The organism is Streptomyces sp. NPDC048057 (genome assembly GCF_040653095.1).
GTDB lineage: Bacteria > Actinomycetota > Actinomycetes > Streptomycetales > Streptomycetaceae > Streptomyces.
In genome coordinates, this window is the sequence record NZ_JBEZNF010000004.1 from 72,380 (window position 1) to 96,099 (window position 23,720).

Sequence of the window (23,720 nt, forward strand, 5' to 3'; positions counted from 1 at the left end):
GCCTTCCGGTGGGACGAGACTCACCCGGAAGGCGGGGCGCAGGCCAAGAAGAGGTTAATATCGCAGGTGACCAGCGAGGACGGGGCGCCTCGCAGGTCCTGTGACGTGGCACGTCATGCGGGCGGCGTACCGCATGGCCGCGGAAGCAGGTACCGTTGAAGCCCTACGGGCCGGATCTCTCCGACGAGAGTCCGTTCCGGATCATGAACGCGTGTCAAGACTCTGGGGCCGTCGAGCCCCGTCACCGAGGGGGTCGAGCCATGGGGCGCGGCCGGGCCAAGGCCAAGCAAGCAAAGGTCGCCCGCCAGCTGAAGTACAACAGCGGCGCGAGCACTGACCTGTCGCGACTGGCCAATGAGCTGGGCGCATCGACTTCGAGCCAGCCGCCGAACGCGGAACCGTTCGAAGACGATGAGGAAGACGACCCGTACGCGCGGTACGCGGATCTGTACAGCGACGACGGGGACGAGGACGAGGACTCCGGCCCTGCGTCGCAACAGCGCCGCGGCGCTTGACGTCGTCCTGACCCTTTGACGTCGCACTGACGACGATCACCGACCCGGTCCCGGGGTGAGCCCCCGGACCGGGTTTCTGTGCTGTCCGACCAGGACCGCCGGACCCGGGTGCGGCCGTCGCCGACCGCCGCCCCGACTGCCCGGCCCACCGTGCTCACCGCCGGTCCCGCTGCCGTCCCGTCGCCCGCTGCGCCGTCAGGCCGCGTGGTCGCCGACGAGTTCGGCGCCCGTGGTCCGGTCGCCGCGGTCGGTGATCTCGCCCGCCACCCAGGAGTCCACGCCGCGGTCGGCGAGCAGGGTCAGTGCCGCTTCCACCGACTCCTGCGGTACGACGGCGATCATGCCGACGCCCATGTTCAGGGTCTTCTCCAGCTCCAGGCGCTCGACCCGGCCGGCCCGGCCGACGAGGTCGAAGACCGGGGGCGGGGTCCAGGTGGAGCGGTCGACGACGGCGTGCAGGCCGTCCGGGACGACCCGGGCGAGGTTGTTCGCCAGGCCGCCGCCGGTGACGTGGCTGAAGGCGTGCGTCTCGGCGGTCCTGATCAGCGCCAGGCAGTCCAGCGAGTAGATCCTGGTGGGCTCCAGCAGCTCCTCGCCGAGGGTGCGGCCGAGTTCGTCCACGTGCTGTTCGAGCGCCATGCCGGCGCGGTCCAGCAGCACGTGCCGGACCAGTGAGTACCCGTTGGAGTGAAGGCCGGAGGAGGCCATGGCGATCACCGCGTCACCCTTACGGATGCGATCGGCGCCCAGCACCTGGTCGGCCTCCACCACGCCCGTGCCGGCGCCGGCGACGTCGAAGTCGTCCTCGCCCAGCAGTCCGGGGTGCTCGGCGGTCTCGCCGCCGACGAGGGCGCAGCCGGCGAGGACGCAGCCCTCGGCGATGCCCTTGACGATCGCGGCGACCCGCTCGGGGTGGACCTTGCCGACGCAGATGTAGTCGGTCATGAACAGCGGCTCGGCGCCGCACACGACGATGTCGTCCACGACCATGCCGACCAGGTCGTGCCCGATGGTGTCGTACACGCCCAGCTTGCGGGCGAGGTCGACCTTGGTGCCGACGCCGTCCGTGGCGGACGCCAGCAGCGGGCGCTCGTACCGCTTGAGCGCGGAGGCGTCGAAGAGCCCGGCGAAGCCGCCGATGCCGCCCAGGACCTCGGGGCGGCGGGCCTTCTTGACCCACTCCTTCATCAGCTCGACGGCGCGGTCGCCGGCCTCGATGTCGACGCCCGCGGACGCGTAGCTGGCACCGGTGGACTCAGTGGTCATGACGGGAAGGACTTTCTGATCGGCGCGGTCTGCTCGGGGCGTCCCGCACGGCGGCGCGTCGGCTCGTTCTGCGCGGTCGTCACGGACGGCGGAGCGCGTCGGCGGCGTCGGCGCCGCCCGCGAGCTCGGTTTCGAGGAGCTGCTTGCCGAGCAGCTCGGGGTCGGGCAGCGCCATCGGGTACTCGCCGTCGAAGCAGGCCCGGCAGAGGTTCGGCTTGGCGATCGTGGTCGCCTCGATCATGCCGTCGATGGAGATGTACGCGAGCGAGTCCGCGCCCAGGGAGGTGCCGATCTCCTCGATCGACATGCCGTTGGCGATCAGCTCCGCGCGGGTGGCGAAGTCGATGCCGAAGAAGCAGGGCCACTTCACCGGCGGGGACGAGATCCGGATGTGGACCTCGGCGGCGCCGGCCTCGCGGAGCATCTTGACCAGGGCGCGCTGGGTGTTGCCGCGGACGATCGAGTCGTCCACGACGACCAGGCGCTTGCCCCGGATGACTTCCTTGAGGGGGTTCAGCTTCAGTCGGATGCCGAGCTGGCGGATGGTCTGGGAGGGCTGGATGAAGGTGCGGCCGACGTAGGCGTTCTTGACCAGCCCGGCGCCGTACGGGATGCCGCTGGCCTCGGCGTACCCGATGGCGGCGGGGGTGCCGGACTCCGGCGTCGCTATCACCAGGTCCGCGTCGGCCGGTGCTTCTTTGGCCAGTTTCCGGCCCATCTCCACTCGGGAGAGATAGACGTTCCGGCCGGCGATGTCGGTGTCCGGGCGGGCCAGGTACACGTACTCGAAGACACAGCCCTTGGGCTTCGCAGTCGCGAATCGGGAGGTGCGGATGCCGTTCTCGTCGATGGCGATCAGCTCGCCCGGCTCGATCTCGCGCACGTACGAGGCGCCGCAGATGTCGAGGGCGGCGGACTCGCTGGCGACGACCCAGCCCCGGTCCAGGCGGCCGAGGACCAGCGGGCGGATGCCCTGCGGGTCGCGGGCCGCGTAGAGGGTGCCCTCGTCCATGAAGACGAGAGAGAAGGCGCCCTGGACGTCCGGGAGGACCCGGGCGGCGGCGGCTTCGATCGACAGCGGCTTGCCGTCGTCGTCGACCTGGCCCGCGAGCAGGGCGGTCACCAGGTCGGTGTCGTTGGTGGCGGCGACCTGGGTCGCCCGCCCGTCCTGGCGGGGCAGCTCGGCGACGAGCTTCGCCAGTTCGGCGGTGTTGACCAGGTTGCCGTTGTGGCCGAGGGCGATGGAGCCGTTGGCCGTGGCCCGGAAGGTGGGCTGGGCGTTCTCCCAGACGGAGGCGCCGGTCGTCGAGTACCGGGCGTGACCGACGGCGATGTGTCCCTTGAGGGAGCCAAGCGAGGTCTCGTCGAAGACCTGGGAGACGAGGCCCATGTCCTTGAAGACGAGGATCTGGGAGCCGTTGCTCACCGCGATGCCCGCGGATTCCTGGCCCCGATGTTGGAGGGCGTAGAGCCCGAAGTAAGTGAGCTTTGCGACCTCTTCTCCGGGAGCCCAGACCCCGAAGACGCCACACGCGTCCTGGGGGCCTTTCTCACCGGGGAGCAGATCGTGATTGAGTCGACCGTCACCACGTGGCACGGCACCGAGTGTAGGCGAGATCGACCACTGGTCCGAATTGGGGATGGCCCCGGGGTGCGCGGGTGGCCGGAGAGCGGCTCCGACCACCTGCGGGGCGGCTCACGGCGCGGCGGCGGTCAGGCCGGTGCCGGCGGGGCCGCGCAGGGTCAGTCCGTGCGACCTGACCTCGTACGAGATCGTGCCGGTGAGGACCTTCAGCAGGTGCTGCTCGACCTTGTTCCGGTCGCCCTCGCACAGCATCTTGGTGCTGGCCAGCGGCCCGATGTTGATCGTCCCCCTGGACCTCTTCATCGAGGCGGTGAAGCTGTTGCAGCCGAGCTTGCCGCGGACCGTGCCGTCCCTGGTGAAGACCAGCTGGGCGATGCCTTCGGTGCCGGCCGGCAGGGAGGCCGCGGTCTCCCCGGTGACCAGGGCGTTCACCGTCCAGGTGGTGCCGGTGAACGGGATGATCTTGGACGCGCCGGCGTCACGGCTGAGCACCAGGGTGCCGCCCTTCTTCGCCCCGGTGGCGTTCTGGGTGAGCGTGGCCGTCTTGCGGTCGGCGGACATCTCGATCGACACCCGGCCGGCGAGGGTCGACTGCATCGCCGCCTCGAACCGCGAGACGTCGGCGGCGCAGCCCATCGCGGTGGACTCGGAGCCCTTCATGACGAGGACGTCGCCCTTCAGCTCCACGTCGGCGCCGAAGCTGTTGCAGCCGTAGTTCCCCTCCAGCCGGTCGTGTTTGCGGAGGAAGACGTTCGCGCTGTCGGGGGCGGGGATGGTGGTGCCGTCGACGGTGACGCTGTCGACGCTCCAGCGCACGCCCTGGATGGTCACCTCGTCGGGCTGTCCCGGTGCCCCGGAGTCTCCGGGGCCGCCGGTGCCGTCCTTGCCGCACGCGGCGAGGGTGAGGAGCGTGAGGACGGTCGCGGGGATGAGCAGCAGCCTTCGCATGCCCCTGGGACGACGGAGGAGCTTGACCGGTTCCCGTCATTTTCATGGAGCTGCCATGGGCTTTCCGCCGCCATCGGCCTTCCCCAGGGCCGTACGACCCGGGTCCCGCTGCCCGTACGGCTCAGCCGAGCAGCGGCAGCAGCGCGGAGAGGTCGGCGCGCTCGCCGCTGGCGCTGACCTCGGCCCCCTCGACGGCGTCGGCCCAGGAGGTGCGCCCGGTGGCGAGCCGGAGCCAGGTCAGCGGGGCGGTCTCCACGACGTTCGGCGGGGTGCCGCGGGTGTGCCGGGGGCCCTTGACGCACTGGACGACCGCGAACGGCGGGACGCGCACCTCCACGGAGCCCCCGGGCGCCGCCACGGCGAGCGCGTCGAGCAGCAGGCGGGTGCTGGCGGCGAGGGCCCCCCGGTCGTACGGCACGGGCCCGGCGTCGCCCCCCGCGGCGAGCGCGTCGTTCAGGTCGTCGGTGTGCACGATCAGCTCGACGGTGCGGGTGACGAGGAGGTCGGCGAAGCGCAGGGCGCCGACGGGGGTGGTGACCGCCCGGTCGTCGGGCGTCGCCGCGAGGGTCCGGGCGAGGTCGTCGGCGGTACGGGCGTACAGCGCGTCGAGGGGGCCCTGCGCGGCCGGGTCGCGGGCGTCCTCATCGGCCTGCGCGTGGGCGCGGGCGGCGGAGGGCCAGCGCTCCAGGGCCAGCTCGGGCCCGGTCGGCGGGGGCGCGTCGGCGCTGCGGACCACGCTGGTCGCCACCCTCGCGAGATGTACGACCAGCTCGCGCACGGTCCAGCCCCCGAGCCGGGTGGGCAGGGCCAACTGCTCCGGGGTGAGGGCGGCGACGGCCGTGCGCACGTGGTCGAACTGGGCGAGCACCGCGGCTCGGGTCTTCGCTGGGTCGTAGCTGCGGGTGCGCTTCTTGGCCGGTGGCATGGGCAGAGACTAAGCGCTGTCCGGCGTCGAGGAGGTCGGCGCGGGCTCGGCGGTACGGGCCGGGTGCGTGACGTGTTCGCCGGCCGCGGGCGTCTCCAGGCCCCGCCACCGGAAGGGGAGGCCCCGCGCGATCTCCAGGTCGGGCCCGTCCGTCAGCTGGAAGTGCAGGTGCGGCTCGGAGGAGTTGCCGGAGTTGCCGCACGCGGCGATCTGCTGGCCGGCCGTGACCCGGTCGCCCGCCCGCACCCGCAGGGAGCCCCGCTTGAGGTGGGCGTACGCCGCGTGCGTACCGTCGCCGAGGTCCAGCACGACGCGGTTGCCGAAGACGGTCGCGTGGCCGCCGAGCATCCGCAGGAAGCCCTCCAGCGTCATCAAGTAGACGAGCATCGGCCACGAGGTGCGGCTCAGGTGGTCGCGCTGGCCGTCGGAGGCGTGCACCACGGTGGCGTCGGCGACCGCGTACAGCGGGACCCCGAAGCTCGGATACGCGCTCGGCTTGCGGGCCGGGGGCCACAGCGGCGAGAACGGGGGCCGCTCGGGGCTGCCCTCCGGTTCGGCGATGACGTCGATGGCGTACGTCTGGCCGTACACGTGCGTGCCGTGGCTCGGGACCTTGTCGGCCGGGCTGTTGTGCGCCAGCCAGCGGCCGGCGAACGGCGCCTCGACCTCGATCGGGTCGGGGGACGGCGCGGCGCGGCGCTCGACGGCCGCCCCGTACGTGCGGAGCAGGTCCAGGGCGACGATCAGCAGCCCCGGCCCCACCACGGCCCAGAAGGGGAAGTCGAAGACGAGGCCGAGGACCACCAAGGAGAAGAAGACGGGCCAGCAGACCCTGCTGGCCATCGCCAGTGCCTTGCGCATGCGTACGGACAACCTCATGGTGTCGCTCCCCCTGGTGTCGCCTGGGTCGGTCTCTGCTCTACGGTCGCGCCGTCGTGAGGGCCACCAGCAGCGGGACGACCCGCACCGGCGGCACCGCGTACTGCCCGCGGACGGCGGTGTGCAGCCAGCCGGCGGCGGTGAGCTGGCGCAGGTGGTGATAGATCTGGCCGGTGGTGCCGAGCCCTTCCAGCTCGGCCAGCTCCGCCACGGTGCGGCGTCCGCCGAGCACCTCGCGCAGCAGCCGCAGCCGCACCGGGTGCCCGAGCGCGGCGAAGGCGTCGGCCGCGTCGGCCCAGTGCGCGGCGAGCAGCGTCGGCGTCCGTTCGCCCCACTGCCACTCGTAGCGCTCGCCCGTGGGCAGGCGTACGGCCCCGGCGAAGACCACCGCCCCGTCCTCCTCCCCGTCGAGCCCGGACATCTGCCGCTTGAGGCCCTGGAGGGCCCACAGTCGCTCGTCGAACTCGCCGGTGGGCGGCGTCCCGTCAGGTGCTGACGGGACGCCGGCCGACCGCTCGGCGTCCAGGGCGTCCAGCCGACGTTCCAGCTCGGTCACCCGCTGTTCCAGATCCATCGTGAGCCCAATCTACGTAGTTACGTAATTTATCGCGAACGGCTGGTCGGAGAAGTCGGACAAAGCGACGGGCCCCTGCCCGCACCGAGTGCGGACAGGGGCCCGGAAACCGCTCAGAACGCGGCGGCGATCACACCGGGGTCACACCAGCAGACCGGGGATGGTCTCCTCGTGCGCCGTGCGCAGTTCGGCCAGCGGCAGCGTGAACTCGCCCTGGACGTCGACCGCGTCGCCGTCGACCACGCCGATCCGCGTCACGGGCAGCCCGCGCGCACCGCACATGTCGGTGAAGCGCAGCTCCTCGCTCCGCGGCACCGAGACCACCGCGCGCCCGGCCGACTCGCTGAACAGGAACGTGAAGGCGTCCAGGCCGTCCGGGACGACCAGCCGCGCGCCCTTGCCGCCGCGCAGGCAGGACTCCACGACCGCCTGCACCAGACCGCCGTCGGACAGGTCGTGCGCCGCGTCGACCATGCCGTCGCGGGAGGCGGAGATCAGGATCTCGGCCAGCAGCCGCTCCCGGTCCAGGTCCACGGCCGGCGGCAGCCCGCCGAGGTGGTCGTGGACGACCTGCGACCAGGCCGAGCCGCCGAACTCCTCCTTCGTCTCCCCGAGGAGGTACAGCAGCTGCCCCTCCTCGGCGAACGCCATCGGGGTGCGCCGGTTGACGTCGTCGATCACGCCGAGGACGGCGACGACCGGCGTCGGGTGGATCGCCGTCTCCCCCGTCTGGTTGTAGAGGGAGACGTTCCCGCCGGTGACCGGGGTGCCCAGGTGCAGACAGGCGTCGGCGAGACCGCGGGTGGCCTCCGCGAACTGCCACATCACGCCCTGGTCCTCGGGCGAGCCGAAGTTCAGGCAGTCGGAGACCGCGAGCGGCTTGGCGCCGGTGGCGGCGACGTTGCGGTACGCCTCCGCCAGCGCGAGCTGTGCGCCCGCGTACGGGTCGAGCTTGGCGTACCGGCCGTTGCCGTCGGTCGCCAGGGCGACGCCGAGGTTGGTCTCCTCGTCGATCCGGACCACGCCCGCGTCCTCGGGCTGGGCGAGGACCGTGTTGCCCTGCACGAAGCGGTCGTACTGGTCCGTGATCCACGCCTTCGACGCCTGGTTCGGCGAGGCCACCAGCTTCAGGACCTGCTCGCGCAGCTCGTCGCCGGTCTTCGGGCGGGGCAGCGCGCCGGCGTCGTCGGCCTGGAGCGCGTCCTGCCACTCGGGACGGGCGTACGGGCGGTGGTAGACCGGGCCCTCGTGGGCGACCGTGCGCGGCGGCACGTCGACGATCTGCTCGCCGTGCCAGAAGATCTCCAGCCGCTCGCCCTCGGTCACCTCACCGATCACGGTGGCGATGACGTCCCACTTCTCGCAGATCTCCAGGAAGCGGTCGACCTTGTCGGGCTCGACGATCGCGCACATGCGCTCCTGCGACTCGCTCATGAGGATCTCCTCGGGCGAGAGGGTCGCGTCGCGCAGCGGCACGGAGTCCAGCTCGACGCGCATGCCGCCGGAGCCGGCGCTGGCCAGCTCGCTGGTGGCGCAGGACAGCCCGGCGCCGCCGAGGTCCTGGATGCCCGCGACCAGCTTCTCCGCGAAGATCTCCAGGGTGCACTCGATGAGCAGCTTCTCCTGGAAGGGGTCGCCGACCTGGACGGCGGGGCGCTTGGCCGGGCCGGTGTCCTCGAAAGTCTCCGAGGCGAGCACGGAGACGCCGCCGATGCCGTCGCCGCCGGTGCGGGCGCCGTAGAGGATGACCTTGTTGCCCGGTCCTGACGCCTTGGCGAGGTGGATGTCCTCGTGCTTCATCACGCCGATGCAGCCGGCGTTCACCAGGGGGTTGCCCTGGTAGCAGGGGTCGAAGACGACCTCGCCGCCGATGTTCGGCAGGCCCAGGCAGTTGCCGTAGCCGCCGATGCCGGCGACCACGCCGGGCAGCACCCGACGGGTGTCGGGGTGGTCCGCGGCGCCGAAGCGCAGCGGGTCGACGACGGCGACCGGGCGGGCGCCCATGGCGAGGATGTCGCGGACGATGCCGCCGACGCCGGTGGCCGCGCCCTGGTAGGGCTCGATGTACGAGGGGTGGTTGTGCGACTCGACCTTGAAGGTCACCGCGTACCCCTGGCCGACGTCGACGACGCCCGCGTTCTCGCCGATGCCGACGAGCATGGCATCGTTCTCGGGCGCCTTCTCGCCGAACTGCTTCAGGTGCACCTTGCTGGACTTGTACGAGCAGTGCTCGGACCACATGACCGAGTACATCGCCAGCTCGGCGCCGGTCGGCCGGCGGCCCAGGATCTCGCGGATCCGGGCGTACTCGTCCTCCTTGAGGCCCAGCTCGGCCCAGGGCTGCTCGGCTTCGGGCGTCCCCTCGGCGTGCTTGACCGTGTCGAGGTTCTTGCTCACTGGGTGACCACCAGCTTCTTGATGACCGACGTGAAGAACGGGAGGCCGTCGGTGCGGCCGGTGCCGATCAGGGGTTCCACGGCGTGCTCGGGGTGCGGCATCAGACCGACCACGTTGCCCGCGGCGTTGGTGATTCCCGCGATGTCCCGCAGCGAGCCGTTCGGATTGGTGTCGAGGTAGCGGAAGGCCACCCGGCCCTCCGCCTCCAGTTCGTCCAGCACCCGCTCGTCGGCGACGTACCGTCCGTCGATGTTCTTCAGGGGTACGGAGATCTCCTGGCCCTCGACGTAGTCGGAGGTCCAGGCCGTGCCGGCGTTCTCCACCCGCAGCTTCTGGTCGCGGCAGACGAAGTGCAGGTGGTTGTTGCGGAGCATGGCGCCCGGCAGCAGATGCGACTCGGTGAGGATCTGGAAGCCGTTGCAGATGCCGAGCACCGGCATGCCGGCCCGGGCCTGGTCGATGATCGTTTCCATCACCGGGGAGAACCGGGAAATGGCGCCGGCGCGCAGATAGTCGCCGTACGAGAAGCCACCGGCGAGGACGACGGCGTCCACCTGGTGGAGATCTTTGTCACGGTGCCACAGCGACACGGGCTCGGCGCCGGCGAGGCGCACCGCCCGAAGGCTGTCCCGGTCGTCGAGCGTGCCGGGGAAAGTGACGACTCCGATACGAGTTGTCACGACTCGTCTACCTTTACAACGAAGTCCTCGATGACGGTGTTGGCGAGGAAGGTCTCGGCCATCTCGTGGATACGGGCGAGGGCGGCGTCGTCGACCGGCCCCTCGACCTCCAACTCGAAACGCTTTCCCTGACGTACGTCCGCGATGCCGTCGAATCCGAGGCGGGGCAGTGCACGCTGCACCGCCTGTCCCTGCGGGTCGAGGATCTCGGGCTTGAGCATGACGTCGACTACGACGCGTGCCACGGGCACTCCCGGGGTGATGTGGTGCGAAGGCGGTTCCCTCAGCGTACCCGGCCAGAAAATCTACCCGCGTAGATATCTCATCTGCGCAACAGGGAACACAGAAGGCGTCAGACGTCGAAAATCCGGGAGAATATCCCGGACGTCTTTGCCGGGACCACGTCCGCCCGCATCACGGGACGCGCGGATAATTGCGTGGGCTTCACAATGGGCCGCTCGCCGCTGTACAAAGGAATACGTAACCCTCATTGCCGAAAAGTCGGCATCACCACCACCGGCGCCGGTGACGGAACCGGCGGCTGGCGTTCCGCGCCCTATGGGCCGGGTGATACCGCGGGAAAGGACCGATATCCGTGGCTCAGCGAGTAGTGGTCGCACTCTTCGACGACATCGACGGCGGAGAAGCGGCGGAAACGGTTAAGTTCGGTCTGGACGGGAAGTCATACGAGATCGACCTCAATACGGCCAACGCAAAGAAACTGCGCAGCGCACTGGCGCCGTACCTGGCCGCGGGCCGCAAGCAGTCCGCCGCCGGGAAGCGCCCCCGGCTCGCCCGCACCGCGTACAAGCACACCTCGCTGGAGCCCGCACCCGCCGCCGTGCGCGCCTGGGCCCAGTCCAACAAGATGGACGTGCCGGCGCGCGGGCGGATTCCCAAGGCGGTGTACGAGGCGTTCCGCAAGGCGAGTTGAGCACGGCGCGCCCCGCGGGCGGGTGAGTCCGCGGGGATCGCGCGCCGCCGCACCGCGGCGAGCGCGACGGCTCGGACGGCCCTCGGCGGAGCCGGAGTTGCACGACCCCCCAGATCATCGGCTAAAGTCTGGAGCACGCCGAGGGGCAAGGCCGAAAGGCCCACCTCAGCAGCGTGCGGGTGTAGTTCAGTAGTAGAACATCCCCCTTCCAGGGGGAAGGCGCAGTGTGCGATTCCTGTCACCCGCTCTCATCACTCACCGATCAGCTCAGTGGATCAGGTACAGTGGTGTTCGCACCGCAGGTGAAAGCCCATCGGTAGCAATGCGGACGTGGCTCAGTTGGTAGAGCATCACCTTGCCAAGGTGAGGGTCGCGAGTTCGAATCTCGTCGTCCGCTCGGTAAAGAAGGCCCTGGTCGAAGACCAGGGCCTTCTTCGTGTGTCCTGCATTGGCTCGTGTCGCCTCTCGTGTCGCGCCTCGTGTCGACTCCCGTCTCTCGTGTCGGACCGGCGATGACATTTGTCATCGGGGCCGGTGACAGCGCGCACTGCCCGCCGGCCCGGGGCCGCGGAAGCCTTGGGACATGACCACAGACCAGTACGTGATCGCAGCGGAGGACCTGCGCCGCAGCTACGCCGGCGGCTTCGAGGCCGTCCGTGGCATCTCCTTCTCCGTGGCGCGCGGCGAGATCTTCGCGCTGCTCGGGACCAACGGCGCGGGCAAGACGTCCACCGTCGAACTCTTCGAGGGGCTCGCCGCCCCCTCCGCCGGATCCGTGCGCGTCCTCGGCCACGACCCCTACCGGGAGCGCTCCGCGGTCCGCCCCCGGATCGGCGTGATGCTCCAGGAGGGCGGCTTCCCCTCCGATCTGACGGTCGGCGAGACCGCCCGCATGTGGGCCGGGTGCACCAGCGGCGCCCGTCCGGTGGCCGAGGCGCTCGACCTCGTCGGGCTCGGCGCGCGGACCCGGGTGCGGGTCAAGCAGCTCTCCGGCGGCGAGCGGCGACGGCTCGACCTGGCGCTGGCGCTGATCGGCCGGCCCGAGGTCCTCTTCCTCGACGAGCCGACCACCGGTCTCGACCCGGAGGGCCGGCGCGACACCTGGGACCTGGTGCGGGCGCTGCGCGACACCGGCACCACCGTGCTGCTCACCACGCACTACCTGGAGGAGGCCGAGGAACTGGCCGACCGGCTGGCGATCATGCACCGGGGGGTGGTCGTCACCGCCGGCACCCCCGCCGAGGTGACCGCGGCGCGGCCGGCCCGGATCCGCTTCACCCTGCCCCCGCACGTACCGGCGGGGCGGCTGCCGCTCTCGCTGACGGCCGGGGCCGACGGGCGCCGGGTGGAGATCCGCACCCACGAACTCCAGGAGTCCCTGGAGGTGCTGCTCGCGTGGGCCCGGGAGTCGAACGTACGGCTGGAAGGGCTCGACGCCCGCGCCGCCTCGCTCGAAGAGGCGTTCCTTGAGATCGCGCAGACGGAAACGGCGGGTGTGTGACATGGCGACGACGACGGATGCGACGCGCACGGGCCGGGGCGCCGGAGCGGCGGAGTCCACCGCCCGCAGCACCACCGCCGGCCGGTTGACGGCGCTCGGCCGGGCCGAGCTGACGCTGCTCGTACGGAACCGGGCCATGCTCTTCGTGGCGCTGCTGATGCCCGTGATGATGGTCGCGGCGGTGCAGGGCTGGTCCAAGCAGCTGGACTACGAGAAGACCGCGATGAGCGTGGCCGAAGCCTCGGTCACCGCCGGCATCGGTTTCGTGCTCCTCTTCGTGGTGCACGCCAACCTGGTCTCCGCGTACGTGGCCAGGCGCGAGGAGCTGGTCCTCAAGCGGCTGCGCACGGGCGAGGTCTCCGACCGGGAGATCCTGGTCGGCACCGCGCTGCCGGCCGGCGCGCTCGCGGTGGCGCAGTGCGTGCTGATCGCCGCGGTGTCGCTGGTCGCGTTCGACGTGAGCGCGCCCGAACGACCGGACCTGGTGGTGGCGGGCATCGTGCTGGGGCTGGTGCTGATGGTCGCGCTGGCGGCGGTCGTGTCGGTGGGCACCAGGACCGTGGAGAGCGCCCAGCTCACCACGCTGCCGCTGCTGACGGTGTCCCTCCTGGGCTCCGGCCTGTTCGTGCCGCTGGAGCTGCTGCCCGAGAAGGTCGCGTCCGTGTGCGAACTGCTGCCGCTGACCGGAGTGATGACGCTGGTGCGCAGCGGCTGGACCGGCGGAGGGGACGCCAAGGACCTGGTGGGCGCCGCGGTGACCGCTTTGGCATGGATCGTCGTGTCGGTGTTTGCTGTGCAGCGGTGGTTCCGCTGGGAGCCGCGTCGCTGAGCCGGTGGGGACGCAAGTCGCCGAGCCGGGCCGGACACGAGGAGGGTGCCGTGCGGATGAAGGGCTGGAGCGGGCGCACCGGGCTCGCCAAGGTGAACATCTACTGCCGCGGCACCGTCTACTTCGTCCAGTGGAGCATGGTCGTCGGCTACGTGCTCCCCACGCTCGTCGGGCCGGTGCGCGAGCATCGCCTCGCGCTGGCCGGGCCGGTGGTCGGGATCGCGCTGGGGCTCGTCGTCCACCGGCTGAGCCGTCGCGCCATGGACGCCTACCTCGGGCGGGGCACGGTCAGCCGGTCGCTGCTGTGGTCGGGCGTGGCGGTCACCGCGGTGGCGCTGGCCCTGGCGCTGTCGCTGGCCGACGCCGGCGATCCGGCCGAGACCAGCACGGCCGTGGCGTATCTGATCGGCCTGGCGCTGGCCCCCTTCCTCGCCGCGCACAGCCTCCTCGTACCGCTCAGGACCACCCTCGCGATCCAGTTCACCGTGCTGACCGGGGTGTGGGCGACGCTGCTGGCCATGGGCCACACCCGCCCCCAGCTCATCGGGATCATGAGCTTCGTCGGCTTCCTCACCCTGTGGATGGCCTTCACGGCGTGCGCCACGACGTGGACCCTGAAGATCATGTGGGAGCTGCGGGAGGCACGCGACGTGCAGGCCCGGCTCGCGGTCGCGGAGGAGCGGCTGCGGTTCGGGCGGGATCTGCACGACGTGCTGGGCCGCAACCTCGCCGTCGTGGCGCTCAAGTCGGAGCTGGCCGTCCAGCTCGCGCGGCGCGGGCGCGCGGAGGCGGTCGACCAGATGGTCGAGGTGCAGCGGATCGCGCAGGACTCCCAGCGCGAGGTCCGCGAGGTGGTGCGCGGCTACCGCGAGGCGGACCTGAGCGTGGAACTGGACGGCGCGCGGTCGGTGCTCGACGCCGCGGGCATCACCTGCACCGTCGTCGCCGACGGGGTGGACCGGCTGTCGGCCGAGGTGCGTTCGGCGCTGGGGTGGGTGGTGCGCGAGGCCACGACGAACGTGCTGCGGCACGGGGACGCGCAGCGCTGCACGATCTCCGTGGGGGTGCGGGACGACGCGGTCGTCCTGGTCGTCGAGAACGACCGCGCGGACGCGCCGGCGCTGCGGAAGGGCGGGGACGGGTCGGGGTTGGCGGGGCTGCGGGAGCGGTTGGCGGCGGTGGGCGGGGAGTTGGCGGCGGGTGCGGTGCGAGGGGGGAGGTTTCGGGTGACGGCGCGGGTCTCTTGTGCGGGGGGCTCCGTCTCGCCGTTGCCCGTGGACGGCGGGCCCTCGTCGGGGGCCTTGCCCCCGAGCCCCCACGCCTCAATCGCCGGCGGGGCTGAATTTTGCTCACCCCGTGCCTCCGTCGGCGAGGTCGGCTTTGGCCGCCCTGGCGCCTCAATCGCCGGCGGGGCCGACGAATACGTGGGCGGCGGGGCTGAAGGTGGGGAGGGGGTCGCATGACCGTGCGGGTGTTGCTTGCGGATGACGAGCATCTGATCAGGGGGGCGCTCGCCGCGTTGCTCGCGTTGGAGGACGATCTGGAGGTCGTCGCCGAGGCCGCTTCGGGAACCGAGGCGCTGGCGATGGCGCTGGCGCACCGGCCGGACGTCGCCGTGTTGGATCTTCAGATGCCCGGGGCGGACGGTGTGAGTGTCGCCACATCCCTGCGCACCGAACTGCCGGAGTGCCGGACCATGATCGTCACCAGTCACGGGCTGCCGGGGCACCTCAAGCGGGCCCTGACCGCCGGGGTGCGGGCCTTCGTGCCGAAGACCGTCAGTGCGCAGCGGCTCGCGGAGGTCATCCGTACCGTGCACGCCGGAAACCGTTACGTGGACCCGGAGTTGGCCGCCGACGCGATCTCCGCCGGGGACTCCCCGCTGACCGCCCGGGAGGCCGAAGTGCTGGAGCTGGCGGGGGACGGAGCGCCCGTCGCGGAGATCGCCCGGCGGGCCGCGCTGTCGCAGGGGACCGTGCGGAACTACCTCTCCTCCGCCGCGACGAAGCTGGGCGCGGAGAACCGGCACGCGGCGGCCCGTCTCGCTCGGGAGCGCGGTTGGGTATAGTGGGCTGCGCGCAACGGCGCACGCGGACGTAGCTCAGTTGGTAGAGCGCAACCTTGCCAAGGTTGAGGTCGCCAGTTCGAACCTGGTCGTCCGCTCAGCTGAAAGGCCCCGGTTCTCTCATGAGAGCCGGGGCCTTTCGCCTGTTCCCGGGCGGGCGCGTCAGGACCAGGTCGTGCCGGTCAGCAGTTCGTACGCCTCCAGGTACTTCGCGCGGGTCGCCTCGACGACCTCCGGCGGCAGCGGCGGCGGGGGCAGCTCACTGCGGCGGTCCCAGCCGGACGCCGGGGAGGTGAGCCAGTCGCGGACGTACTGCTTGTCGTACGAGGGCTGGGCGCGGCCCGGCTGCCACTGGTCGGCCGGCCAGAAGCGGGACGAGTCGGGGGTCAGCACCTCGTCCGCGAGGATCAGCGGGCCGGGCTCGTCGGCGGTGGTGTCGGCGGCGTGGCCGAACTCGAACTTCGTGTCGGCGAGGATGATGCCCCGCTCCCGCGCGATGTCCCGGGCGCGGCCGTACACCGCGAGCGTGGTCTGCCGCAGCAGCGCCGCGGTCTCCGCGCCGACCTGCCGGGCGACCTCCTCGTAGCTGACGTTCTCGTCGTGGTCGCCGACCGCGGCCTTGGTGGCGGGGGTGAAGATCGGCGCGGGCAGCTCGGAGCCGTCCGTCAGCCCCTCGGGCAGCGCGAGCCCGCAGACCGTGCGCGTCTGCTCGTACTCGGCCAGTCCGGAGCCGGTGAGGTAACCGCGGGCGACGGCCTCCACGGGCACCATCCGCAGCGACTTGCAGATCAGGGTCCGGCCGGCCCAGTCGACGGGCGCGCCGGGCGGCAGTTCGGTGCTCAGCACGTGGTTCGGCACGAGGTCCTGGAGGCGGTCGAACCACCACAGCGAGAGCTGGGTGAGGACCCGTCCCTTGTCGGGGATCTCCGTCGGCAGCACCCAGTCGTACGCGGAGATGCGGTCGGTGGCGACCATGACGAGGTCGCCCGCTTCGTTCCGGTACAGCTCCCGCACCTTGCCGGTGTGGAGATGGATCAGCCCCGGCACCTGCGGCGCCTCGGGCTTTTCGACGAATCCGGACACGGTTGCTCCTCGTGGTTTCCGACGTGCGTACGACCGATTCTCGCAGCCGCCGCCCGGGCGCTCTCCGTCGCGCTCTCAGTCGCGCTTGCAGATGCGGTCGAGGAGGTTGGCGGTGGCGCGCTGGATCCGGGGGTCCACGTGGCCGGGCCGGTCCAGCGCCGGTGACCAGGCGAAGGTGCCGGACGCGAAGACCAGCGCGTCGGACGGCGCCCGGTACAGCGAGGTCTCCTGGTGGCGTCCGGCGCCGTCGGCGTCGCGGTAGGGGGAGTGCGCGAGCAGGATGCGGCGCTGGTGCTCGGGGAGCGGGACGCGCGGGAAGTAGCGGTCGGCCTCGCCCGCGACCAGCCCCGGCAGCTCGTCGCCCTCGCCGGCGCCGGTCGCCTCCCACAGCCAGTGGTCCGCGTTGCGCACGACCATCGGGTGCGGATCGGGGACCCGGCCCGCGTACTGGATGCCGAGCAGTTGCTGCTCCGCCCGCTCGACGTCACGCCACAGCGCGGACTTGCCGGGGCCGCGGCGCTTGCGGCAGGTCAGCAGGCGGTTCGCCACCCCCGAGGGCGACGGACCCAGCTCGACCTGCCAGTACAGGGTGTTGGCGGAGAGGAAGACGAGGGAGGTGCCCTGGTCGCGGGCGGCCTCCGCGGTGCGGCGCATGGGGACGGACCAGTACTCGTCGTGGCCGGGGAAGACCAGGCCCCGGTAGCGGCCCGGGTCGACGCGGCCGGCGTGCAGGTCGCGGGTGTCGGCGTAGGCGAGGTCGTAGCCGTACCGCTCGGCCCAGCGGATGAAGTCGTACGCGTGGCCGACGTGCAGCGGCAGGCCAGCGCCCGCGAAGGGGCGGTCGAAGGAGACCGTGATCGCGGCGTCCCGCTCGCCGAGGAGCCGGCCGTGGTCGTCCCAGGCGTGGTAGAGGCTAGCGCCGGTGTGGCCGTCCTCCGGGTAGAGGTTGTACGCCTGCCAGGTGATGTCGGGCAGCAGGAGCAGCAGGTCGGCGGGGCGGTCGTCGCGGACGGTGAAGGGGATGTGGGAGCGGTAGCCGTCGGCGGTGGTCAGGACGGCGACGTACGCGCCCACCGACCAGTAGGAGGGGACCTGGAGGCGCCAGGAGAGCCACCAGTGGTGGCAGGAGACCGTGCGGCCGGCGATCAGCGGGGGCAGTTGGGCGATGCCGGACAGCCGGGGGCTGGTGGTGACCTTGGTCGCGCCGTGGCCGGCGTAGTGCCCGATCCGGTACACGTCGACGAGGAACTGCTGGGGCGGGTCGACCGTGACGTGGAAGTCGATCGCCTCGCCGGGGGCGACCGCGCCGGTGGAGGCGAAGCCCTTGATCTGGCGGTGCACGTCGTCCGCGGTGCGGGGGGCGCGGGCGCTGCGTCCGCGGTCGGGGTCCGCGTACCAGGGCACGGCCTGGCCGGTGTCGTCGATGTACTGCTCGCTGCTGCGCAGCCAGGGGAGGGGGCCCTGACCGAAGGGGTCCGACACGGCGTGCGCGAGGGCGCCCGACTCCCAGCGGCGAATCCGTTCCGCACCAGCCCCCATCATCGTCGCGCCCCTCTTCGTCTTGTCGCGCACGGATTGCCCGCAGGGAACCGGATTTCGGTCCGGCGGGCGGCGATCCTGCCTGGTCAGCTCAGGTTTTTCGGCGGTTCCGGGCGGCCCGGTCGGGCCGTGGTTCCCTGTGGGCCGGTCGGACCGCCGGCGGGTCCGCGGCGCCCGATCGACGCCGGGGCCCAGCACATCACATAACGCGCTCACCCCGTCACCCTTCGTCGCGAATGACGGCCCGGACGCGCCGGTGCACGGGGGTTTTGTCAGGGTTTCCAGGGGAAGAGGACGGCGCCTTTTTGGCCAGGGGCGCGGGCGCGCGGAGGCGATCCGGTGCACGCGGGGTGGTGAGCGACGCACGACAGGCGTGCGGGGTGGTACGGGCCGGGCCTGCGGGGCGCGGTCAGACGAGCCGTACCGGCTTCTCCGTACGGATGCCCACCCGCGTGAGCCAGTCGCGCAGCGGCCCCGGATCGCCGTCCTCCGTGAGCGCGAGCACCCGCGGGCCGAGGTCGGCGCAGCGCTCCCCGTCCAGCAGGAGCACCGGCCCGTCCAGCCAGTCGAGGCCGGGGTTGGCCCCCGCGGTGTCGACGGCGGCGCAGCAGACCATCGCCGTGACGTGGTCGGCGAGCAGGTCACGGCCGGTGCGCGGGGGCTGGAGCGGGAACAGGGGCAGGGCCTCCGGCCCCCAGCCGTCCCCGCCGCCGCGGGCGGCAGCCGCCTGCTCGGTGCGCGCCTCCACGCGGGCCTCGGCCCGGGCGACGTCGGCGCTGAGCCCGGCCGCGAGGGTGTCGGCGGCCTCGGGACGGCAGCCGGTGAGGTGTCCCATGACCCGGTCGAGGGTGGGCCCGTCGGCCGTGCCGCCCGGGCCGGCGGGCCTGAGGGGCGGGACGCCGGCGAGGTCGTCCAGTACGCGATGGAGCCGGGCCGCTTCCGTACGCCACTTGCGGTCCACGACCTCGTCCGGGTACGCCCGCCAGTCGACCGGGGACCAGTCCGGACCGGGTGACGCGGGGCCGCCGTGGAAGAGGCGGGCGGCCAGCAGGGACGCGGCCTCGTCGACGGCGCCGGGCTCTTCCAGCAGGTCGCAGGCGGGCCGCTCGCCCAGCCTGGAGGCGAAGCCCTCGGCGAGGCGGTCGCGGCGGGACAGTTCGGTGAGGGCCGAGACGACGCCCGCGTCCAGCCGGGAGGGCCAGCGCCCCATCCGCCAGGCGGGCAGCGCGACCCGGGTCAGCAGCCGGTCCCAGCCCGCGTACGCGAGGCCGACCTGCTCCTGGGCGACGATCCGCAGGCCGTAGTCGACGGCCTGGGCGCGCTCGGACGCGGCGGCGGCGACGCCGCGCTCCATCTCCACCGCGTGCCCGCGGCAGCCGTGCAGCAGCAGCCCGGCGACCCGGCCGACGAAGCCGAGCGCGAGCCGGCGCAGCGGGGCCAGGGGCCCCAGCGGGCGTATGAGCCCGGGCGGGGGCCCGGCCGCGACGGCGAGCGCCGCGTCCAGCCCCCGTACGAACCGACGGGCCGCGGCTATGTCGGGCTGGGCGGCGGAGACGGTGCCGGCCACCACGGGCGCCAGCAGCGCCCGCAGCTCGGCGACCCGCATCCACCACAGGAACGGGGACCCGATGACCAGCACGGGCGCCTCTGGGACGCCGCGCGGCCCGGGGCGGAGCCCGCGGTGGGTGCGGTCCTCCAGCCAGCTGTCGCAGTCGGGGGTGAGCGCGAGTGCGGACGGCGCGGGCACGTCGAGGCGCTCGGCGAGCTCCCTGACCAGCCGGTACAGATCGGGGGCGGCGCGCTCGGCGAGCTCGACCGTGGGGCTGAGCGCGGGGCGTGCGCGGGCGATCACCGCGGCGACGGCGCCGGCGAGGACCGCGACGACGACGGCGAGGACCAACACGACCGTACGGGCGACGTCCCAGCCGGCGCCGCGCATGTGGCCGGTGGCGTCCCCGGCGAACAGCACGACGGCGAACGCCGCGGGCAGCACGGCGGCGGCGACGGCCCGACCGCGGACCCGCAGCACGGCCAGCGCCCGTGCGTGCGCGGCCTGCGCGCCAAGAGACTCACCCACTCCGGTACTGGACACGGCCGGTCCTCACCCCCTCTGCCCTGCGACGGACTGTCTGCACTCCCCCACTGTGGCACCCGCCGCCCACATCGCAATGCCGGTGGGCCAAGTGCCGGAACGCATGCGCCGCACCCTAGTTGGGGCGCCGGCGACCGTCATCCGGATGGCTCAGCGTCACTCGATGGAATGGCTTTGGCTAAAGGTGATGACGAGTGAGGGGGTGCCGTGAGTTCCGTGTGTAGGTGGTGTGAACAAGCCGTTCTCCGGCGGCCTGCGCACGCAAACGTGCCCGGGCGCACGCTTGCGCCCGGGCACGTTCGGGAACGGTGGGGTTACTGCTCCTCGGCCGCCTTGCGGGCGATGTCCGTGCGGTGGTGGGAGCCGTCCAGCCGGATGCGGCCCACCGCGGCGTACGCGCGCTCCCGCGCCTGCTCCAGGTCCTTGCCGGTGGCGGTGATCGACAGCACCCGCCCGCCCGCGCTCACCACGGCGTCGCCGTCGCGCTTGGTCCCGGCGTGCAGGACGTACGCATGGGGCGCATCCTGCGCCGCGACCTCGGCCAGCCCCTCGATGGGGTCGCCGGTGCGGGGCGTGCCCGGGTAGTTGTGGGAGGCGACGACGACGGTCACGGCGGAGTCCTCGTGCCAGCGCAGCGGCGGCTCGTCGTCCAGGGTGCCCCGGGCGGCGTGCAGCAGCACGCCCGCCAGCGGGGTGCGCAGCCGGGCCAGGACGACCTGGGTCTCCGGGTCGCCGAAGCGCGCGTTGAACTCGATGACGCGCACGCCGCGCGAGGTGATCGCCAGGCCCGCGTACAGCAGTCCGGAGAAGGGCGTGCCGCGGCGGCGCAGCTCGTCCACGGTCGGCTGGAGGACCGTGGTCATGACCTCGTCGACCAGCTTGGGGTCCGCCCAGGGCAGCGGGGAGTACGCGCCCATGCCGCCGGTGTTGGGGCCCTCGTCGCCGTCGAGGGCGCGCTTGAAGTCCTGCGCCGGGGTGAGCGGCACCACGGTCTCGCCGTCCGTGATGGCGAAGAGGGAGACCTCGGGGCCGTCCAGGTACTCCTCGATGACGACGCGCTCACAGGCGAGGGCGTGCTCGCGCGCGGCGGCGAGGTCGTGGGTGACCACGACTCCCTTACCCGCGGCGAGGCCGTCGTCCTTGACGACGTACGGAGCGCCGAAGGCGTCCAGCGCCTCGTCGACCTCCTGCGGGCTCGTACAGACGTAAGCACGGGCCGTCGGCACTCCGGCCGCCGCCATCACGTCCTTGGCGAACGCCTTGGAGCCCTCCAGCTGCGCCGCCTCCCGGGACGGCCCGAAGCAGGGGACGCCGGCCGCGCGCACGGCGTCCGCGACACCGGCGACCAGCGGGGCCTCCGGGCCGACGACGACCAGGTCGGCCGCGAGGTCGATGGCGAGGCGGGCGACGGCCGCGCCGTCCAGCGCGTCCACCGGGTGCAGTTCGGCGATCTCGCCGATGCCCGCATTGCCGGGCGCGCAGTGCACAGCGGAGACGTCGGGGTCGAGGGAGAGTGAGCGGCACAGGGCGTGTTCGCGGGCGCCGCCGCCGATGACGAGGACCTTCACGGGCGCCAGCCTAACCGCCGCGGGGCGAAGTGCCTGTACGGGCCTCTGAAAGCCCCCGCGCTACTCGTTGGTGTATTCCTCCAGGACCGTGGCGCCCAGCTCGCGGACGATCAGGTCGTGGCCGGAGAGCGCGGAGTCGACGAGGTCGGGGTCGTCGTCCTCCGGAATGTCGTCTTCCGGGCGGACCGGGGGCGGCCCCGAGTACGCCGGCGGGGCGGACGGCTGCGACGGGCCCGGGCCTTGGGCCGGGCTGGAGCCGCCGGCCGGTCTCGGCGGGGCGGAGGAGTCCTGGGGTCCGGCGGCGGTGCCCGGCCCGGAGGGCGGGGCGGTGGGCGCGGAAGACGGCGGCGGCGGGGCGGGGGCGGGCGCGGCGGGGCGGGCGGCGGGGGCCGGGGGCTGGGCCTGGGGCGGTCGACCGCCGCCGAAGCCGCCGTTTCCGGGGCTGCCGCCGCCGTAGCCACCGCTGCCGGGGCCGCCGGCACCGCCCGTGGGGTCGACGATCGCCTCGATCTTCCACTGCACGTTGAACTGCTCGGCGAGGGCCTGGCGCAGGACGTCCTCGCTGCCGCTGCTGGCGAAGTTGTCCCGGGCGCCGGCGTTCAGGAAGCCGATCTGGAGGGTGGTGCCGTCGAACCCCGCCACCTGGGCGTTCTGGCTGAGCAGGATCCAGGTGAAGCGACGGCGGTTCTTCACGGCCTCCAGGATGTCGGGCCACATGTTCCGCACCTGGACGGCGCCCTGGGCCATGCCGGGCGCGGGCGCCTGGGCGGTCGGCGCGGCCTGGTCGGGCTGCGGGGGCCCGGCCGGAGCGGACGGGGCGGCGGCGGGCGCGGCTGCGGGCCGGGCGCCGGCACCGGGCGCGGTCGCGGTGGGCCAGCCGCCCGGCCGCCGCCCGCCGTCGCCCCCGCCGGTGGGCCAGGCGCCGGGCCGCTGTGCGGGTGGGGTTGCGGGTGCTGCGGGTGCTTGGGGGGCTGCTGGTGCTGCCGGGGGCGTCTGTACGGCCGGCTGCGCGGGCGGCACCTGCTGCATCGACTGCGCCGGTTCCCGTACGACGGGCCCGTCCGGCCCGGGCATGTGCGGAGCGGCCTCGGCCCCGGGCACGTACCCCACGGGCGGGCTCCCGGCCGGCGGCCCGGAGAACGCGACCGCGGCGGCACCCCGTTCCAGCCGGTCCAGCCGGGCCTGGAGCGACCGCTCGTCGTCGAAGGCGGCGGGCAGCAGCACCCGCGCGCAGATCAGCTCCAGCTGCAACCGCGGCGAGGTCGCCCCCCGCATCTCGGTCAGCCCGGCATTGACGAGGTCGGCGGCGCGGCTCAGCTCGGCCGCGCCGAAGACGGACGCCTGCGCCTGCATGCGCTCGATCACATCGGCGGGGGCGTCGATCAGCCCCTTCTCCGCCGCGTCCGGCACGGCGGCCAGGATCACCAGGTCCCGCAGCCGCTCCAGCAGGTCGGCAACGAACCGCCGGGGGTCGTTGCCGCCCTCGATGACCCGGTCCACGACCTCGAACGCCGCGGCGCCGTCCCCGGCGGCGAAGGCGTCCACGACCGCGTCCAGCAGCGACCCGTCGGTGTACCCGAGCAGGCCGGTGGCCATGGCGTACGTCACACCTTCCTCGGTGGCACCGGCCAACAGCTGGTCCATCACGGACATGGAGTCCCGCACGGACCCCGCTCCCGCCCGCACCACCAGCGGAAGCACCCCGTCCGCCACGGGGATCGCCTCCCGCCCGCACACCTCGGCCAGGTAGTCCCGCAGAGTCCCGGGCGGCACCAGTCGGAAGGGGTAGTGGTGCGTGCGCGACCGGATCGTCCCGATGACCTTCTCCGGCTCGGTGGTCGCGAAGATGAACTTCAGATGCTCCGGAGGCTCCTCGACCACCTTCAGCAGGGCGTTGAAGCCCTGCGGGGTGACCATGTGCGCCTCGTCGATGATGTAGATCTTGTACCGACTGCTCGCCGGCCCGAAGAACGCCTTCTCCCGCAGGTCACGCGCGTCGTCCACACCACCGTGCGACGCGGCGTCGATCTCGATGACGTCGATCGACCCCGGCCCGTTGCGAGCCAGGTCCCGACACGACTGACACTCGCCGCACGGCGTGGGCGTCGGCCCCTGCTCACAGTTCAGACAGCGCGCCAGGATGCGCGCACTCGTCGTCTTGCCGCACCCGCGCGGACCGCTGAACAGGTACGCGTGATTGACCCGGTTGTTCCGCAGGGCCTGCTGCAACGGGTCGGTGACATGCTCCTGCCCGATGACCTCGGCGAACGACTCCGGGCGGTAACGGCGGTACAACGCAAGGGACGACACACCTACGAGGTTATCGGCCCCCACCGACAA

At 72.6% G+C, this 23,720-nt stretch carries 20 protein-coding genes and 3 tRNA genes; 9 read left to right on the forward strand and 14 right to left on the reverse strand.

Annotated elements, in window-relative coordinates:
* The first annotated feature begins 260 nt into the window (after positions 1 to 260).
* Positions 261 to 515, forward strand: coding sequence for a DUF3073 domain-containing protein (locus AB0E05_RS05650; RefSeq protein WP_361959287.1), 255 nt, complete (start codon positions 261 to 263; stop codon positions 513 to 515).
* Between the two features lie 195 nt (positions 516 to 710).
* On the opposite strand, the gene purM is transcribed toward AB0E05_RS05650, so the two are convergent.
* The 9 genes from purM to purS form a co-directional block, all read right to left on the reverse strand.
* Entirely contained in the window at positions 711 to 1,781 is a 1,071-nt protein-coding gene (gene purM, locus AB0E05_RS05655; RefSeq protein WP_361959290.1) for a phosphoribosylformylglycinamidine cyclo-ligase, read from the reverse strand.
* A 79-nt stretch (positions 1,782 to 1,860) separates the two neighbouring features.
* Complete coding sequence (purF, locus tag AB0E05_RS05660; RefSeq protein WP_361959293.1) at positions 1,861 to 3,378, reverse strand: amidophosphoribosyltransferase; 1,518 nt, start codon at positions 3,376 to 3,378, stop codon at positions 1,861 to 1,863.
* Between the two features lie 99 nt (positions 3,379 to 3,477).
* A complete protein-coding gene (locus tag AB0E05_RS05665) occupies positions 3,478 to 4,314 on the reverse strand; it encodes an META domain-containing protein (protein WP_361959296.1) in 837 nt (278 codons plus the stop codon).
* Between the two features lie 121 nt (positions 4,315 to 4,435).
* Entirely contained in the window at positions 4,436 to 5,239 is an 804-nt protein-coding gene (locus AB0E05_RS05670) for a sterol carrier family protein (protein WP_361959298.1), read from the reverse strand.
* 9 nt (positions 5,240 to 5,248) lie between these two features.
* On the reverse strand, positions 5,249 to 6,118 hold the full coding sequence (locus AB0E05_RS05675; protein ID WP_361959301.1) for a M23 family metallopeptidase: 870 nt from the start codon (positions 6,116 to 6,118) through the stop codon (positions 5,249 to 5,251).
* Positions 6,119 to 6,158: 40 nt separating this feature from the next.
* A complete protein-coding gene (locus tag AB0E05_RS05680; RefSeq protein ID WP_361959304.1) occupies positions 6,159 to 6,692 on the reverse strand; it encodes a helix-turn-helix domain-containing protein in 534 nt (177 codons plus the stop codon).
* A gap of 141 nt (positions 6,693 to 6,833) precedes the next feature.
* Positions 6,834 to 9,089 carry a phosphoribosylformylglycinamidine synthase subunit PurL gene (gene purL, locus AB0E05_RS05685; RefSeq protein WP_361959307.1) on the reverse strand — a complete coding sequence of 752 codons (2,256 nt, stop codon included), beginning with the start codon at positions 9,087 to 9,089 and terminating at the stop codon, positions 6,834 to 6,836.
* Entirely contained in the window at positions 9,086 to 9,769 is a 684-nt protein-coding gene (gene purQ / locus AB0E05_RS05690) for a phosphoribosylformylglycinamidine synthase subunit PurQ (RefSeq protein ID WP_361959310.1), read from the reverse strand. The genes purL and purQ overlap by 4 nt, the downstream gene beginning before the upstream one ends.
* On the reverse strand, positions 9,766 to 10,014 hold the full coding sequence (purS, locus tag AB0E05_RS05695) for a phosphoribosylformylglycinamidine synthase subunit PurS (RefSeq protein WP_006348228.1): 249 nt from the start codon (positions 10,012 to 10,014) through the stop codon (positions 9,766 to 9,768). Before purS ends, purQ begins: the two co-directional genes overlap by 4 nt.
* 350 nt (positions 10,015 to 10,364) lie before the next feature.
* On the opposite strand from purS, the gene AB0E05_RS05700 reads away from it, so the two are divergent.
* From AB0E05_RS05700 to AB0E05_RS05735, 8 genes are all read left to right on the forward strand, one after another.
* The gene (locus AB0E05_RS05700; RefSeq protein ID WP_361959313.1) at positions 10,365 to 10,703 is read left to right on the forward strand and encodes an Lsr2 family protein; all 339 of its coding nucleotides are present in this window, start codon (positions 10,365 to 10,367) and stop codon (positions 10,701 to 10,703) included.
* A 175-nt stretch (positions 10,704 to 10,878) separates the two neighbouring features.
* Positions 10,879 to 10,950 (forward strand) — tRNA-Gly (locus AB0E05_RS05705).
* Positions 10,951 to 11,027: 77 nt separating this feature from the next.
* Positions 11,028 to 11,100 (forward strand) — tRNA-Gly (locus AB0E05_RS05710).
* A 186-nt stretch (positions 11,101 to 11,286) separates the two neighbouring features.
* Positions 11,287 to 12,204, forward strand: coding sequence for an ABC transporter ATP-binding protein (locus AB0E05_RS05715; protein ID WP_361959316.1), 918 nt, complete (start codon positions 11,287 to 11,289; stop codon positions 12,202 to 12,204).
* 1 nt (position 12,205) lies between these two features.
* Positions 12,206 to 13,033: an ABC transporter permease gene (locus AB0E05_RS05720; protein WP_361959319.1), complete on the forward strand. Its 828-nt coding sequence runs from the start codon at positions 12,206 to 12,208 to the stop codon at positions 13,031 to 13,033.
* Between the two features lie 56 nt (positions 13,034 to 13,089).
* Positions 13,090 to 14,496 (forward strand): histidine kinase, encoded by a 1,407-nt coding sequence (locus AB0E05_RS05725; protein WP_361959877.1) that lies wholly within the window; start codon positions 13,090 to 13,092, stop codon positions 14,494 to 14,496.
* Positions 14,493 to 15,101, forward strand: a complete 609-nt coding sequence (locus AB0E05_RS05730; protein ID WP_361959322.1) for a response regulator transcription factor — start codon at positions 14,493 to 14,495, stop codon at positions 15,099 to 15,101. The genes AB0E05_RS05725 and AB0E05_RS05730 overlap by 4 nt, the downstream gene beginning before the upstream one ends.
* Positions 15,102 to 15,123: 22 nt before the next feature.
* Positions 15,124 to 15,196 (forward strand) — tRNA-Gly (locus AB0E05_RS05735).
* Between the two features lie 64 nt (positions 15,197 to 15,260).
* On the opposite strand, the gene AB0E05_RS05740 is transcribed toward AB0E05_RS05735, so the two are convergent.
* The 5 genes from AB0E05_RS05740 to AB0E05_RS05760 all read right to left on the reverse strand — a co-directional run bounded on the left by AB0E05_RS05740 (position 15,261) and on the right by AB0E05_RS05760 (position 23,690).
* Positions 15,261 to 16,181 (reverse strand): phosphoribosylaminoimidazolesuccinocarboxamide synthase, encoded by a 921-nt coding sequence (locus AB0E05_RS05740; RefSeq protein ID WP_361959325.1) that lies wholly within the window; start codon positions 16,179 to 16,181, stop codon positions 15,261 to 15,263.
* A 75-nt stretch (positions 16,182 to 16,256) separates the two neighbouring features.
* Positions 16,257 to 17,720 (reverse strand): N,N-dimethylformamidase beta subunit family domain-containing protein, encoded by a 1,464-nt coding sequence (locus tag AB0E05_RS05745; protein WP_361959880.1) that lies wholly within the window; start codon positions 17,718 to 17,720, stop codon positions 16,257 to 16,259.
* 409 nt (positions 17,721 to 18,129) lie between these two features.
* Positions 18,130 to 19,812: a hypothetical protein gene (locus AB0E05_RS05750; protein WP_361959328.1), complete on the reverse strand. Its 1,683-nt coding sequence runs from the start codon at positions 19,810 to 19,812 to the stop codon at positions 18,130 to 18,132.
* A 314-nt stretch (positions 19,813 to 20,126) separates the two neighbouring features.
* Positions 20,127 to 21,380, reverse strand: coding sequence for a phosphoribosylamine--glycine ligase (gene purD, locus AB0E05_RS05755; RefSeq protein WP_361959331.1), 1,254 nt, complete (start codon positions 21,378 to 21,380; stop codon positions 20,127 to 20,129).
* Positions 21,381 to 21,440: 60 nt separating this feature from the next.
* On the reverse strand, positions 21,441 to 23,690 hold the full coding sequence (locus AB0E05_RS05760) for a DNA polymerase III subunit gamma and tau (RefSeq protein WP_361959334.1): 2,250 nt from the start codon (positions 23,688 to 23,690) through the stop codon (positions 21,441 to 21,443).
* Positions 23,691 to 23,720: the final 30 nt, after the last annotated feature.